At 51.6% G+C, this 14,836-nt stretch carries 13 protein-coding genes and 1 tRNA gene; 11 read left to right on the top strand and 3 right to left on the bottom strand.

All coding sequences use genetic code 11. The annotated features are described in order from the left end of the window. The first annotated feature begins 118 nt into the window (after window positions 1–118). The 11 genes from IPH59_06435 (at window position 119) to IPH59_06385 (ending at window position 11,632) form a co-directional block, all read left to right on the top strand. Complete coding sequence (locus tag IPH59_06435) at window positions 119–409, top strand: hypothetical protein (GenBank protein ID MBK7091345.1); 291 nt, start codon at window positions 119–121, stop codon at window positions 407–409. Between the two features lie 29 nt (window positions 410–438). Next, window positions 439–1,152: a hypothetical protein gene (locus IPH59_06430; protein ID MBK7091344.1), complete on the top strand. Its 714-nt coding sequence runs from the start codon at window positions 439–441 to the stop codon at window positions 1,150–1,152. Window positions 1,153–1,508: 356 nt separating this feature from the next. Further along, window positions 1,509–3,755 (top strand): PD40 domain-containing protein, encoded by a 2,247-nt coding sequence (locus tag IPH59_06425; protein MBK7091343.1) that lies wholly within the window; start codon window positions 1,509–1,511, stop codon window positions 3,753–3,755. Beyond that, entirely contained in the window at window positions 3,752–4,453 is a 702-nt protein-coding gene (locus tag IPH59_06420; protein ID MBK7091342.1) for a hypothetical protein, read from the top strand. The genes IPH59_06425 and IPH59_06420 overlap by 4 nt, the downstream gene beginning before the upstream one ends. 229 nt (window positions 4,454–4,682) lie before the next feature. After that, complete coding sequence (lon, locus tag IPH59_06415) at window positions 4,683–7,052, top strand: endopeptidase La (protein MBK7091341.1); 2,370 nt, start codon at window positions 4,683–4,685, stop codon at window positions 7,050–7,052. Between the two features lie 217 nt (window positions 7,053–7,269). Further along, the gene (locus IPH59_06410; GenBank protein ID MBK7091340.1) at window positions 7,270–7,854 is read left to right on the top strand and encodes a hypothetical protein; all 585 of its coding nucleotides are present in this window, start codon (window positions 7,270–7,272) and stop codon (window positions 7,852–7,854) included. Beyond that, window positions 7,851–8,900, top strand: a complete 1,050-nt coding sequence (locus tag IPH59_06405; GenBank protein ID MBK7091339.1) for an NAD(P)H-hydrate dehydratase — start codon at window positions 7,851–7,853, stop codon at window positions 8,898–8,900. The genes IPH59_06410 and IPH59_06405 overlap by 4 nt, the downstream gene beginning before the upstream one ends. Window positions 8,901–9,273: 373 nt before the next feature. After that, window positions 9,274–9,699, top strand: coding sequence for a hypothetical protein (locus tag IPH59_06400; GenBank protein MBK7091338.1), 426 nt, complete (start codon window positions 9,274–9,276; stop codon window positions 9,697–9,699). A gap of 57 nt (window positions 9,700–9,756) precedes the next feature. Then, window positions 9,757–10,452 (top strand): FAD-binding oxidoreductase, encoded by a 696-nt coding sequence (locus IPH59_06395; protein MBK7091337.1) that lies wholly within the window; start codon window positions 9,757–9,759, stop codon window positions 10,450–10,452. A 62-nt stretch (window positions 10,453–10,514) separates the two neighbouring features. Then, window positions 10,515–11,036, top strand: coding sequence for a rhodanese-like domain-containing protein (locus tag IPH59_06390; GenBank protein ID MBK7091336.1), 522 nt, complete (start codon window positions 10,515–10,517; stop codon window positions 11,034–11,036). A gap of 2 nt (window positions 11,037–11,038) precedes the next feature. Beyond that, window positions 11,039–11,632 (top strand): DoxX family membrane protein, encoded by a 594-nt coding sequence (locus tag IPH59_06385; GenBank protein MBK7091335.1) that lies wholly within the window; start codon window positions 11,039–11,041, stop codon window positions 11,630–11,632. Between the two features lie 710 nt (window positions 11,633–12,342). Here the strand turns inward: IPH59_06385 and IPH59_06380 are convergent. The 3 genes from IPH59_06380 to IPH59_06370 form a co-directional block, all read right to left on the bottom strand. Then, window positions 12,343–12,987, bottom strand: a complete 645-nt coding sequence (locus tag IPH59_06380) for a hypothetical protein (protein MBK7091334.1) — start codon at window positions 12,985–12,987, stop codon at window positions 12,343–12,345. A gap of 256 nt (window positions 12,988–13,243) precedes the next feature. Next, window positions 13,244–13,316 (bottom strand) — tRNA-Asn (locus IPH59_06375). Window positions 13,317–13,742: 426 nt separating this feature from the next. Next, window positions 13,743–14,705 carry a hypothetical protein gene (locus IPH59_06370; protein ID MBK7091333.1) on the bottom strand — a complete coding sequence of 321 codons (963 nt, stop codon included), beginning with the start codon at window positions 14,703–14,705 and terminating at the stop codon, window positions 13,743–13,745. Window positions 14,706–14,836: the final 131 nt, after the last annotated feature.

Genomic DNA, 14,836 nt, shown 5'->3' with positions numbered 1-14,836 from the left:
CTTGGCTGTGGATAATGGGAGTTTTTGACAAACAAGGAGAAGCTTATGAAAAGAATCTGCCAATGGCTGCTTGCAGTAACCTTCCTACTTACTTTCACTGGAACAAAGGTTATTGCGGGTGAAACCACTGTCGGGGGCAGAGGTTCATGCTCACTGGATGCTTCATCTCAACGATCAGGACTTGGGAAAGAATTTCAACTATTTCAATGTTCATCGCGGTTGGCTGACGGTTGACCATACCTTTAGCGATAAGTACTCAGCGAATTTGATCATCGAGGCGAACAATTCCGGATATTCCGCCAGCAATAGCTGGGATACGCATTTGCGTTCGGCATATTTCCAGATCAACGAAGTTCTGCCGTATTCCAACGTCCGGTTTCGGTATGCACGGACTTCTGTGGATGGATAAGGTCGAATCAGTATGGGGATTGCGCTACGTTGACGAAGTCTCGTTGCAAAACTTGGCTACCGCCAAGAGCCGACTTCGGCGCCAGCCTTATCGGCAATTGCCCCGGTGGATTCGGCGTATTGGCGGTTCAGGTTCTTAATGGTGCCGGATACACTCAAACTGAACTCAACAAGTACAAGAACTTCGCTCTTTACGGCGAATTTCATCCGTTCCCGAAGAGTGCCGACTGGAGTGAAGTCGCTGTTCTCGGACAGTATTACATGGGTTATCCGAACATGACCGGTGGCGTACCTGGCTTCTCAGAAAACACTTCGATGGATCGTACGCAGCTTGGTTTCATTATCAAGTATCGCAAGTGGCTCACGTTGTACTCAGAGTATTTCATGACCGAAGACGACATTGATGCCGTCAACAACACCGATGACGATGTTATCCCGGAAGCCAACGGCTTCACGGTGTTTGGTCGCCTCTACGTTGCTACTTCCGAGAAATGGCTCTCGCGCGTTTCGGTATTCGGCAAGTACGAACGAGTCGACAAGAACAAGAACGCAACCTCGCCGCTGGCGCAGGATGATGGCGACGCTCGTTTCCTCACCGCCGGTCTGGCGTACGAGCCGGTTGACAACATCGAAATGGCTGTAGTTCTCAGACGCGACACGATCAGCGAATTGATCAACAATGTCCGCATCGAAGAGAACGAGGCGAATTCATTGATGTTCACGATGAAGGCCTACATTAAGTAGACTATCTCTCGAAAATTGATTTACGTGAAACCCGGCTGTCATCAGCCGGGTTTTTTATTGGCAAGATTCGTTCTTGATAGAATGCGGCCCAATCCTTACTTTGTTTGTTCGAACAAGATTGATTCGCTCATCATTAACCGGTCGGGTATCACGCTATGAGACTAATTGCCATCGTCGGAGTTTCCATTGTAGCTGTCGTTTTATTAATCACGGCACGTCGTCGTCTGCCGCCGAGGTTTTGTACGCCCGCTATCCGGCGCTCTCGCCAGACAGCAAGACCATTGCATTTACCTATCACGGTGATATTTGGTCAGTACCTGCTTCGGGTGGTGCGGCGACTCGTTTGACTATTCACAGTGCGGGAAGATATTCAACCTCACTATTCACCCGACGGCAATTGGATCATGTTTAACTCGCGACGCTTTGATAACTATGATGTCTTCATCATGCCGGCAACAGGCGGCGAAGCAAGACAAGTTACTTTCCATACCGCCGACGATTTCGGTTCGGGTTGGTTTCCCAACAGCGATAGTGTGTTGTTCTATTCCGAACGCGACGGCAGAAGCGACATCTTCAAGACTTCGGTCAACGGCGGCACGGCCATCAAGTTGACGACCGATCATCTCGAACGCGAATACGACGGCAAGATCTCCGCTGACGGCCGCTACATGCTCTTCTCAAACGGTTCAGGGATTTCACGATGGTGGCGACGCGATTTGCGCACTGCCGCCAACACCGACATCTATTTGCAGGACCGCAGCAACAAGCAGTTCACTTCGATTCGCCTGACCGACCACCCGAACCATGAAATCTCGCCGGTGGTGAATCAATCACGCAACGAAGTCTACTTCGTCGCCAACTACGACAACAGCTGGGCGCAAGTATACAAGGTTCCGATGAATGGCGGCGACGTGGCCAAGCTGACCGATTTCACCGACGACGGAGTACAGTGGCTCAACTCTACGCCGAGCGGCTCGTTGCTTGTCTTCGAACAAGGATTCAAAATCTGGACTCTCGACCCGGTTACTGGAAAAACAGCGCAGGTGCCGATCACAATCACTACCGACGAGCGCGGCAATCTTGCAAGTCGCAAGGTGCTCGACAATCCGATTCAGTGGTATAGTGTTTCGCCTGACAATAAGAAGATTGCTGTTGTGATGCACGGCGAAGTGTTTGTACTTCCCGCCGAAGATGCAGTCGATGCGCGGCGCATCACCACCACGCCGGCACGAGAGCATCATGTTGCCTGGGGGAGCGATTCGAAGACTCTCTTCTACTGCTCTGACCGCGAAGGCGACTATGCTATCTATTCTGCCGACGCAGCTACCGGTGTCGAGAAACGGCTGACCAACTCCACTGAAGCGGAGATGAAGCCCCTGCCTTCACCCGATGGAAAGTACCTCGCGTTCTATCGCGGACCTGACAAGATCATCCGCTACGAGATTGCGACAGGCAAGGAAGAAGTCTGGATCGAGGGCGGCCTACACGATTTCTCTCTTGAGGAGACGATGGAATTCGCCTGGTCACATGATTCAAAATGGCTGGCGTATACAATGGTGGGACCGACATATGAATCCGATATCTCGGTTGCTTCAATCGACGGTCGCAAAGAAAACATCTCGCGATTTGCGGGCTACAATTTCCGGCCGTTGTTTTCCGCCGACGGCAAGATGGTTTATTTTACTGGTACACTCTACGACCAGACGGAGACGTTTAAGATCAACCTCACTGATGAGCCGCTTGAGTTTTTTGAATCTTCGCTCGACAGCTTGTTTGTTCCAAAGAGCGCAAAGGACACGACGAAAGCTTCCAAGTCCGACAAGAAGAGCGAGCCGGTGCAAATCAACTTTGATGCCATCGAGAAACGCCGCAGTCGCGCATTGACCCTGACCGGAGAAAATCGCTGGCCGGTGCTAACAAGCGACGGCAAGAAGTTTTACTTCGTTGCATCGCTTCTCGGCAAGTCGGAAATCTGGTCCGCCAATTCTGAAGGTGAACTCGAGCTGAAACAGATCACCACTTCGGGGAAAGCAAAATCACATTTGACGCTGAATGCTGAAGGCAAACGGCTCTACTATCTTGAAGACGGCAAGCTCAAGAACTTCGCAATCTCTGACGGCAAGTCGGAAACTGTCTCATTCAAAGCTGCGATGGAGATCGACGACTTAGCCAACTACCGCCAGAAATTCTTCGAGAGTTGGCGGATGCTGAAGAATTACTTCTACGATTCGAAGTTCCGGGGCATCAGCTGGGAAGCTACTCGTGCCAAGTATGAACCGGTTCTTGCACATATTCGCACCGCTGAAGAGTTCCGCAATTTGATGCTCGAACTGATGGGCGAACTGCGCGGTTCGCACATGGATTATGTTCTTGAAGAATCGAAACCGGCTGAGACAATCAACTCAGGATACACCGGGATTGAACTCGATTTTGGATCGGTCGAATACGACAACGCATTCCGCATTGCGTCTGTGATGCCGCAATCGCCCGCTGCATTGGCGGGAGTCAAAGCCGGGGAATTCATCAATGCGATCAATGGACAGAAGGTTTCGCGAACAGAAGACTTTGAAAGTTGTTGGCCGGGCAAGTTGGCAAACGAGTGACTCTCTCTCTTGGTGCGACGGCAAATTCATCCGACCGTGATGTTGACGTCAAACCGATTGCCAACACTCAAATGCAGAACCTGCGGTATCAGAACTGGGTGGAAACACGGCGTCAACTTGTCGATTCGCTCTCGAATGGACGCATTGCCTATTTGCATGTTCGCGCGATGAATCAGACCGCGCTGCAGTTATTCAAGGAACAATTGGTTTCGATCGCGGAGTCCAAGGATGCGATGATTGTCGATGTCCGCGAAAACGCCGGCGGTTCAATTGCTGTGCACTTGCTGGGAATGCTTGACCGCACACCGTGGCTGTTGCGCCGGTTTCGTGATTTTCCACTTGTGTCTGAAAACAAGTATCGCTCCAAGGCGTTTGAGCGTCCGCAGGCGTGTTTGATCAACGGCTACTCGGGCTCCAATGCTGAGATTTTTGCCGAAGGATTCCGCCGTCACAAACTAGGTCCGATCGTCGGCACTCCAACCGGCAGTGCTGTTATCGGAACCGCCGAGTATTATCTCATCGATGGCGCGCACATTCGCCGTCCCTCCTGGGGTTCGTTTACTCTGGAAATGGAAGACACTGACCTCGTTCCGCGTCAACCCGATATCTTTATTGAGAACCTGCCGGATGATTTGCAGGCAGGGCGCGATCCCCAGCTTGTTCGGGCGGTTGCGGAATTGATGAAGTCGCTAAAATAGACTGATTGCAGTCGCTAAGACTACAATCGTAATCTGTAAATTTGCGGCCAAGGCGGGGCTGGACGCGAACTTAAGTCGTCTGTCCCACTATGTTTGCCTCATCTCGACGGTGAAGCTTTCCCCACTTTTTTACGATAACTAAAAGGAGTCAATGCATATAAGCCCTTAGTCCATTGTGCGGGCCAAAGGAACTGACCCGAACGCCGGTCGGCTTCGATAGGAGGAAGTTTTGCAAGCATCTGTGATTAACAAATCGGAACCAATTCAAGTTGTTAACAGCTCGCTGCCGGTTCTGCCGATTCGCGGAATGGTGGTGTTTCCATATCTCGTCATGCCGTTGATGATCACCGACCAAAAACAGGCTAAGCTGGTTGATGAGGCACTGATGGCGGGACGGACAATCGGACTGTGTACTCAAAAGGACTCTCAGTCGGAAAATCCCGGACCTGATGACATCTATCAGGTCGGCACTGCCGCGACGGTGCTCAAGATGTTGCGCTTTCCCGACGGATCAGTGCGGTTTCTCGTGCAGGGACTGCATCGCATTTCAATTACCAAGGTTGTCGAGACCGAGCCGTTTATTCAGGCTGAGGTCGATATCCACCACGACAAAGACACTGCCGGCGTCAAAATCGAAGCGCTTAAGCGCAATGTGATGGAACTGCTTAAGAAGGTGGTTGATCTTGCTCCGAGCCTTTCGGAAGAAATTTACATTACGGCAATCAATCAAGAGAGCGCTTCCAAGCTCGCCGATTATGTCGCATCAAATTTGAATCTCACTATCGCTAGCAAACAAGAATTGCTCGAAACCTACGATGTCCAACAGCGGCTCGAGAAGTTAGTGCAGCATCTCAATAAAGAAGTCGGCGTTCTCGAACTCTCGCAGAAAATCCAGAGCGATGCCGCTCACGAAATGGGCAAGATGCAGCGCGACTATATCCTGCGCGAGCAACTCAAAGCCATCCGCCGCGAACTCGGCGAGGCCGATGACCGCACGACTGAGATTGAAGAGTTCCGCAAGAAGATCGATGAGAATGATCTCCCCAAGCTCGCGCGCGAAGCCGCCGAGAAGGAACTTGATCGTCTGAGCAAGATGAACCCGTCATCGGCGGAGTACATTGTCAGTCGTACGTATATTGATTGGCTCACGATTCTTCCGTGGAACCGTTCTACTGAAGTCGATCTCGATATCATCAAAGCCGAGAAGATTCTTGATGAGGACCACCATGGTCTCGAAAAGGTGAAGGAACGCATCCTCGAATTTCTCGCCGTGCAAAAACTCAAATCTGAGATGAAGGGACCGATTCTGTGCTTCTCCGGCCCTCCCGGAGTTGGCAAAACCTCGCTTGGTCGTTCAATTGCTCGCGCCATGGGACGCAAGTTCCAGCGTATCGCTCTTGGCGGTATGCACGACGAGGCCGAAATTCGCGGCCATCGCCGTACTTACATCGGCTCACTGCCGGGGCGCATCGTACAGGCGATTCGCAGATGCGATTCGAATAATCCGGTGTTGATGCTTGACGAAATCGACAAGATCGGCAAGGACTTCCGCGGTGATCCGGCTTCGGCATTGCTTGAAGTTCTCGACCCCGAGCAGAACAATACGTTCTCTGATCACTATCTCGATGTGCCGTTTGATTTGTCGAAGGTGATGTTTATCACCACGGCGAATATTCTCGATACGATTCCGTCAGTGCTGCTTGACCGTATGGAGGTCATTCGTATTCCGGGTTACACCGACAAAGAAAAACTCGCAATCACGAAGAAGTATCTCCTCACGCGCGAAATCGAGAATCACGGACTCAAGAAGGCGCAACTGCAGTTCACCGATGATGCAATTCTGAAGATCATCCGCGACTACACGCGCGAATCGGGTTTGCGCAATCTTGACCGCGAGATCGCCACTGTCTGCCGCAAGATTGCCAAGAAAGTCGCGACCGGCCACGACAGCAAAACTACCGTCAAAGGCACGGACGTGCCGGAATATCTCGGCCCTGAGAAATTCGTTGCTGACCGCAGCCCGCGCGAAGGCGAAGTCGGCGTCGTGCCGGGATTGGCGTACACTTCCGTTGGCGGCGACATTCTGTACATTGAGGTTACGAAGATGGCGGGTAAGGGTCATCTGAACTTGACCGGCAGTCTCGGTGATGTGATGAAGGAATCGGTGCAGACCGCGTTGTCGTGTGTGCGTTCATCGGCAGAGGAATTGGGAATCGACCCGACGATTTTTGAGAAGATTGATTTACATGTGCATGTGCCATCGGGCGCCGTACCGAAGGATGGTCCATCGGCAGGTATCACGATTGCGACGGCGCTGGTAAGTCTGTTGACTGATCGCCCGATTCGCCCGAAGGTGAGCATGACCGGCGAGATCACATTGCGCGGTGTCGTGTTGCCGATCGGCGGCTTGAAAGAAAAGTGCCTCGGCGCACTTCGATATGGCTTCAAGGAGATCATCATTCCGCGCGACAACGAGAAAGACTTGATCGATTTGCCGCAGGAAGTGAAATCGCATTTCAAATTCCATCCGGTTGATCATGTCGAGGAAGTTTTTGCGATTGTGTTTCCGCCGAAGAAAGTGGAGAAGAAGAAGAAGTAGGGGCGTAGATTTCAAGCGTTAAGCAAAAAGCCGTCGGGAGTGTGTTCCCCCAAGGGGGACTTCGCCTGACGGCTTTTTTTGCGTGTTCGAAGCGGGCATCATCCACAACCACTCTGTGATTTCGAGATTCGACTCGCTGGTTTGGGAATCGACTTGAGTAATCTCTGACTGCAATTCTCCTTGTTGTCGGCGAGCGAAATCCCGATACTAAAATGATATGAAGCTGGTTACATCCGCGCAGATGCGCATGATCGATCATCGCGCTATCAATGAACTCGGGATACCGGGATTGCAATTGATGGAGAACGCCGGTCAAGGGATTGCCGCCTGGATTCGCGAGATATTTCGCGACAATGTCAAGGGCAAGCGCTTCGCGATTGTCTGCGGCAAAGGCAACAACGGCGGCGACGGGTATGTCATTGCGAGGCATCTGCATCAGTGGGGAGCAGTTCCGCAAGTGTTCATGCTGGCGTCTCCGGAGGAGATCAAGGGCGATGCGCTGACGAATTTGCAGCGAATTCAGGAACTGGGGATGACAATTTGGCAGACCCGACAAGGACAGCCGAATTGGATTCCCGCTTTCGCGGGAATGACGGGTCGAGGGGAAGCGGGAATGATGGCGCCTGAAGGCGCGGGAATGACAACATCGGGGAGGAATGGCTTTTCATCATATGATATGGTGGTTGACGCCATATTCGGGACAGGGTTTAGCGGCGAGGTGGATCCGGCGGTTGGTAAGGTCATCGATGCGATCAATTCTTCTGGGGCGACGGTTCTGGCGGTGGATACGCCTTCGGGTTGAATTGTGATACCGGCGAACAACCGAATTCGTGCATTCGCGCTACCTATACTGCGACACTCGCACTGCCAAAGATTGGACACTACTTCTATCCCGGTAAGTCGTATTGCGGACTAACGAAAGTTATTGATATCGGGATTCCGGCGAAGGCACTGGAAGGACTGAATCTGTCGGTTAATCTGACCACACCTTGGCAAGTACGCGACCTGATACCTGATCGGGAGCCGACGGCTCACAAGGGTGACGCTGGTAAGCTGTTTATTGTGGCGGGATCAGTCGGCATGACTGGAGCTGCCACTTTGGCGGCACAGGCTGCCGTCAAGTCGGGTTGCGGGCTGGTGACAGTCGGATGCCCCAAGAGCCTGAACGACATTTTGGAGATCAAGCTGACCGAAGCGATGACGCGGCCACTTCCTGAAGTCAGAAGCACGCGTTGTCTGGCACTTCGTGGACTCGGGGATATCCTTCAGGGAATTCACAACGCAGATGCGGCGTGCCTGGGACCGGGAGTGGGGCGACATCACGACACGAAAGAGCTATTCAAGCGACTAATTGCCAGCCTTGACCGACCGGCAGTACTGGATGCTGATGGTCTGTTTCCATTCTCCGGTCAACCGGAACTGCTTAAGGCTTGCAAGGCGGATCTAGTACTGACGCCGCATGTCGGAGAGTTTTCGCGGTTGAGCGGATTGTCAATTGAGCAAATTAATCAGGACAGAATTAAGGCGGCTTCTGATTTCGCAATTGCGACCGGAAAAGTCATCTTACTAAAAGGAGCACCGACGATTATTGCTTCGCCGGACGGCTCTTCCTATATTAATCCGACCGGCAACCCGGGAATGGCGACCGGCGGTTCAGGAGATGTTTTGTCTGGATTGATCGGTGCGCTATTGGCTCTCAGGATGGGAGCTTACGAGGCGGCAATTTGCGGGGCGTTCATTCACGGCTGGGCGGGAGACTTGGCACAGCGGGTTGTCGGGACATTTGGAATGAGCGCGAGCGACATTTCAAATCAGATTCCGAAGGCGCTAAAAGTCCTAAAAAGTTGATTTCGCGGAACTTTCAGCCCTGTAAACCATATATATATGTGGAGAGAATGAGAGATTATGAATCGGCTAATTGACATACTGGTGGATATCGCGATCGGGTTGGGAATCCTTCCGAGGCCGGTTCCGGTTCCGATAAAGAAATCCAAATCAGAGTGACAGATTCTGCTGCTCCGGGCAGTTTAATTCGGAGATAACGTTGCAATAAGATGAGAGGAGATTAGGTGAAGGTCTCCTCTCTTCGCTTTTGAGGGGCGAAATGTCAGGCACCGCAAAAGCGGCAATCGACCTGAAACGGCATTGCACCAAATCGACTTGCCTCACGTCTTATCTCACGGTACATTGCGACTATTCAATTTGTTGACAGGAAATGCTGATGAGAAAATCGATTTACATTCCACTGATAGTTTTGCTTGTCGGATTGGCGGCATTAAGCTGCAGCCGCAAAGATGATGATGAGTTGCCGGCACGCGTCGGAGACCTGCAAGTGTTTTTCGTGATTTCGGATCAGTTCGGACTGCTTCCGGATACATCGAATATACCGGTGCTGGTGAATTTGTATGCTGATACCGCGCACAGTGTGTTGGTGCGATCAGAAGCCGTGACCGCGGTCAATCACTTGACCAAGACGGTGACTATCGAGAGTATGGAACCGACATTCTTCTACATGAGTATTCAGATCAACGAACCGGGGCTTCCTCCGCCGTGCGAAGACACTCGCGTGTTTGTTCAGCAAAATCAAGTTACCCAAACTGACATGATCGAGATGGAAGTTCGAGCCAACGAGATTCGCTGTAGATAATTGACCTGTGGACTAAACTTCGTATATTGGATTCCAAATCCAAACCGGAGTTGAGCCATAGTAGTCAATCTCGTTTCGCCAAGATCGGAAGCTGAAGTCGCGGATTTTTTCAAGAATCCCGAACGCGGCGAATCGTTGGTAGTTGCACGGGGGACGAATAGCCGATTTCTTGCACCGCACACTGATCGACCGGTAACTGTGCTGAACATGCAGAACGTTGCCCGAGTCGAACGTCTTGAGCCGGCAGACTACTACATAACTTGCCAGGCTGGAATGAGACTCGCCCAGCTACATTATATCCTCCATGAAATGAACCTGCATTTTCCGTTCCTGAATGGTGAATCTTCCGGAACAGTCGGGGGGATGGTCGCTTCGGGTCAGATTAGCGGCAGTAACGGTAGTTTCAATATCAGCCGCTGGGTTTTGGCGCTCAAGGTGACAATGGCGGATGGCAACGTTATCTCAACGGGAGCTGTAACTTACAAATCTGTAGCTGGTTACGATTTACCGAAATTGTTCTGCGGCAGTTTCGGAACACTGGGGGTGATAACTTCGGCATCGCTGAGGCTCTACCCGATTGGTTCAGGTCCTTTTGGAAAAGACATGCTCCCGGTATCGCCTCGACTGCCGATATTGACAGAAATCGGGAAGGTGCAGGCGCCGAAGAATCGCGGAAACGAGATTGCTCTGCGGATAAAGAAGGCTCTTGATCCAAGAGGGCTGTTTCCGGCGATATCAGGTTGGAACGCTTAGGGGTTGCCTTAGTATAAGAAATACATTAGTTTCCCAAAAGAGGACACCGGGATAAGTCAAGAATGTCAATGATCTTACGAATCGTCATCATACTCTTCATCGCCGCCATTCTTGGCGGAATCAACAATTTCGTTAATCCCAACAAAGTACCGTGGATCGGCAATTGGCCGTCGGAGATGTCTGACACCGACACCAATTGGACCTCGTTGTCGTATGAAAAGGGCGATCCGCCAACTTTGCGGTTATCGGAGGCGTTTGATCGATGGGCATCAAAGTCGTACATCTTCATAGACGCTCGTGAACCGGAAGAGTATGCCGAGGGTCACATTGAGGGCGCAATTAGTTTGCCCTATGACTATTTCGATGATTACAAAGACAAGGTCCTACCGACTCTTCCGAAGGATGCTTCAATTGTCACCTACTGTTCGGGTTCCGAATGTGAGGCTTCGCTGTATTTGGCCCGCTTCCTGGTTCAGGAATATGGTTACAAGAATGTAGAAATTTTCTTTGGCGGCTGGTCACAGTGGAGCAAGAAGCAGTTACCGATTGAGGGCAAGTATGGCAATGACGAGGGGGCGCATTAGCGATGGAATCGATATTGCGCATAGTCCTTGGAATTCTCGTTGCCGGGTCTTCGATCGTAAGCATTTTTGCGCCAGAGATGATTCCGGTAACGGCGAGTCTTCCGGTCAAGATTGGCATGACGGTTCTCGGACTCTGGATACTATCGGGAATTGGCAAAGGCCAAATCAACTTTGTACTTCGTCTGATCATTGGGATCAGCTTCGTTTATGCCGCTGTTGATAAGATCATTCACCCGGATCAGTTTGCCCGCATCATATACAACTACCATCAGGCGCCGGGACAGCTGATCAATATCTTTGCGCTCTTTTTGCCTTGGGTTGAGTTGATTACCGGCGTGTTAGTCATAGTTGGCTATTGGGAAAAGGCGGCAGTAGTAGTGATCGGCGGCATGCTGGTGATGTTCATTATTGCGCTGTCGATTGCGTTGATGAAGGGTGTCAATATCGAGTGTGGTTGTTTCTCGACGACTTCGAAAGCAAAAGGGCCAATCAAGGATTTGATCTTCAGAGATGCTTTGATGCTGCTCGGCTGTGGCGTATTGCTGTGGGCGCGGAAGAGCTGGATGGCGATTGAACGGCAGTACGCGAGACGATAGTTTAGTAGTCTGAATCGTTGTGCAGAATAAGATAAAGTATATTACACTACTGCCGGCGTTGCAGACCACAATCGAACCTGATAAACCGCTCAGTTTAGTCGAGATCGAGTAACTCACACGAGTACCATCAACCGGTATTCTTGATTCGCCGCCGGGGGCAAAAATAGTTCCATCGAAACTAACGTATTCGAAACCGAAATCGACCCAACAGTTCGTGGGATTCACTCCAAGGTGAGACGATACTCCGGTGTGAGTGAGGTCGTCCTCGCCAAAAGTCTTAAGAATCGGCCCCGCGGCAAGGTCAATACTTGACTGCCTGCCAAGCCAGTAGCGAACACGCGGCTTAACTCCAAATTGACTGCGCCAATCATCGGAATTGAGAAAACCTGAGAATCCTATCGCCCAGCGTTTTGTGACATTGCGCATGTAGCCCAACTCCCAAGTAAAGACCGTCTCCGATTCCGAACGCGTTTCACCGGCTATTTTGTAGTCACCAAAACGCTTGCCGACGCCAAACTCGGTCAACATAAACGATTTTGTCCGTTCAAAGGAATTTGGTGAAGAGTGACGCCTGCTGGCTGCGCAATGGCCGATGCGACGTAGGTCCAGGAAAGCCAGGATTATCAGGACTATTCGGTCAATCATCTTCATAGTAGGTATACGACTTTTATTCCAATACGCCCGGAAATATGTCAGGTTTTTCGTCGGGCTTATGACTCGTAGGTCGCGAAGAAATGGATCAGGGCAATGATCGGGGTGAGGATTGCACAAGCGGTTCCGGCATAGCTGCCGACACGGATGCCCGCGTACAGCGTCGATTCGGTACTTTTGTAGACAATAACTTCATTTGAACCACCGACGCCGAAGACTGTGTTGATCGGGATGATTTCCACGCCGAGAGTCAACATCACCCAATCGCGATAGCTGTAGCTGATGTGTCCGGCGAGGCCGGGTGATTTTCCATAGTAGGAACCGAAGTTTCCGATTATTGGCCCGGCGGACAAGTCGATACTCTGGTCCGATGTCAGCCAACGGCGAAGGCGCGGTTTGATTGCGAGGCGCGAGCCGGAGTCATCGAGGCTGTAGTATGCGGTAGCTCCGAGCGCCCATTTTTGTGACAGGTTGCGCATGGCGCCCATGTCGACATTGAGATGGTAGTTCTTGTTGTTGTTTTCGGCATCGTCGAATGAGCCGGATTGGGTGATGCGATAGTCGTAGCCGAATTCGGTGATGAGGAAATTCTTCGTGATCTCAAGTGGTCGCGGGTGAAAGGTGAGCGTGCGTTGGTTGGTCTGGCCAAAGGCGGTGACAGTGGTTAGGAATAAGAAGAACAGAATGGGAATCGATATTCGCATTTGGCAAAGGAAGTGGAATTGCCGGTGCATGGCAACGAATTTGTGGTGAGGTAATGGCGTCAGGTCGCCTCCCGCGAAGGAAATGAGTGTCGAACGGCGGGATTTTGGCGCGGGAGAAGACCTGACGCAACTTTGATATAGTTTTGGACGCCCACGAGGGGTGGCTACGGGGTTTGGCTCGACCGATGTGGTTAACGTCCACAAGGGGTTAGGTTATGGGAAATGAAACTGCAATTTGGGCAGAGTAGATATAATACTGGGGTGGCAGGGGTCGAACCTGCGACCATCTCCTTAACAGGGAGCCGCTCTGCCAGCTGAGCTACACCCCAATGTGTCTTATGGTTAATCGACAATATAGGTAGATATACTTAATCTCCAAGCGGATTCTGGTTAGGTGACTGTTCAGAAATTGCGTTGTAGGCGGTCTCTATAAAGCAAATGCAAAAAAAGAAGCTCGGGTGTGAGTCACCGAGCTCCAAGTGCAGGTACCGATTTGTGAGGTTCGGTTGGTGGAACTTCGGTCGCGCAGTTTCTTCCTGATGAATCCGACGACAGAAGCCTTGAGAAGGAAAAATCGTCACGGGGAATACGCAAACGAATCAGCGGTCCAATACCGATCCGCTTGTTGATTGATCCCTCTCACTGATAATATAGTCTCGAGGTCCATTTTTAGCAACAGGTGAATGAAAAGGAAGGCAGGTCTCTAAGGAGACCTGCCCTACAACACTGCCCTGCTTTTCGCCAAAAATCACTGACTAACGACAAGTCGGCGCTGGTCCCCCCAGAAAGATGTAAGCGATCAGGAATACCGCATCGCTAATGGAGACGGCGCTGCTTTGATCGACATCCAGCTCATCGACGCAGATTTCGGTTGGCCAACAGCCCTCAAAGATAATGCAGATGTATCTGATCACATCCGAGACATTGACTCTGCCGTCGTTATTGGTATCCCCCGGGAGGTTGCAGCAATCCGGTGTCAGTGTCGGATAGAATTCCTCAAATGTTGTATGGTCAAAAGCATAGGCAAAGACTGCGTCTTCCTGCCCGGCAGGGGCTTGCGACGGTGTAGAGGTGGTCCACGCCAGGGATATCGACTGTTCCGAGTTGACTACGGGAGTCGAGACGAAAATCTTGGCGATTGGCTCTTCGGACGGGTTGTTGTCGTAGCGCATGCCGATGAGAGTTAACTCCCCTTGCGCAGCGTCGATGTATGCCTTGTTCAGGAGCGAGGGCGTCGCCGGTGTTACGGCTGGTATGCGAATCGAATCGATCACGGGGATGGCACCGGCGATGCGCAAGCGCAGCGGAAAACAGTAAGCTTGGACTCCGTTTGGTGTCGAGAGGTGCAGATCGATCTCGTATCTTGACTTGTTCTGCGGAATGGCGTCGGGATAGAGCAGTTTCGCGACGGCGCTCATCGCCGGGCTGTAAGGCGGGTTTGTCGGCGGGCATTGGGTGTCCCACCAATCACAGGGGAAAACACAATTGATGATGAAGACTTGATCGCGATAAGTGAGTTTCTGACACAGGTCGAAATCGGCACGATTGAAGTCGTCCGGAGGGACGTCGCCTTCGAATAGGTACTTGAACGCCGCCACCATGTCGCCAACAGACGTTGCGCCGTCGGCGTCAAAGTCGCCGCAGCTTCCGACTTGGGCGAAGGAGGGTCGTGCGAGCAGCAATAGCACAGCTAACAGGAGTAGTTTTGGCGTTTTCATATTGCCTCTTCAGGGGTTTGTGGTTTCGGCAATAATATAGTGTGGAGAGGCGATTTTAGCAAGAGGGATTGGTTCGGCGCAAGAACTGACGCAACGGGAAGGTGGCGCCTTCGGCAGGAACACAGGGCTCC

It is taken from the genome of bacterium (genome assembly GCA_016708315.1).
Classification (GTDB): Bacteria; Zixibacteria; MSB-5A5; order CAIYYT01; family CAIYYT01; genus JADJGC01.
The sequence above is the reverse complement of the archived record's forward strand: the minus strand, read 5'-3'. Positions and strand labels throughout refer to the sequence as shown.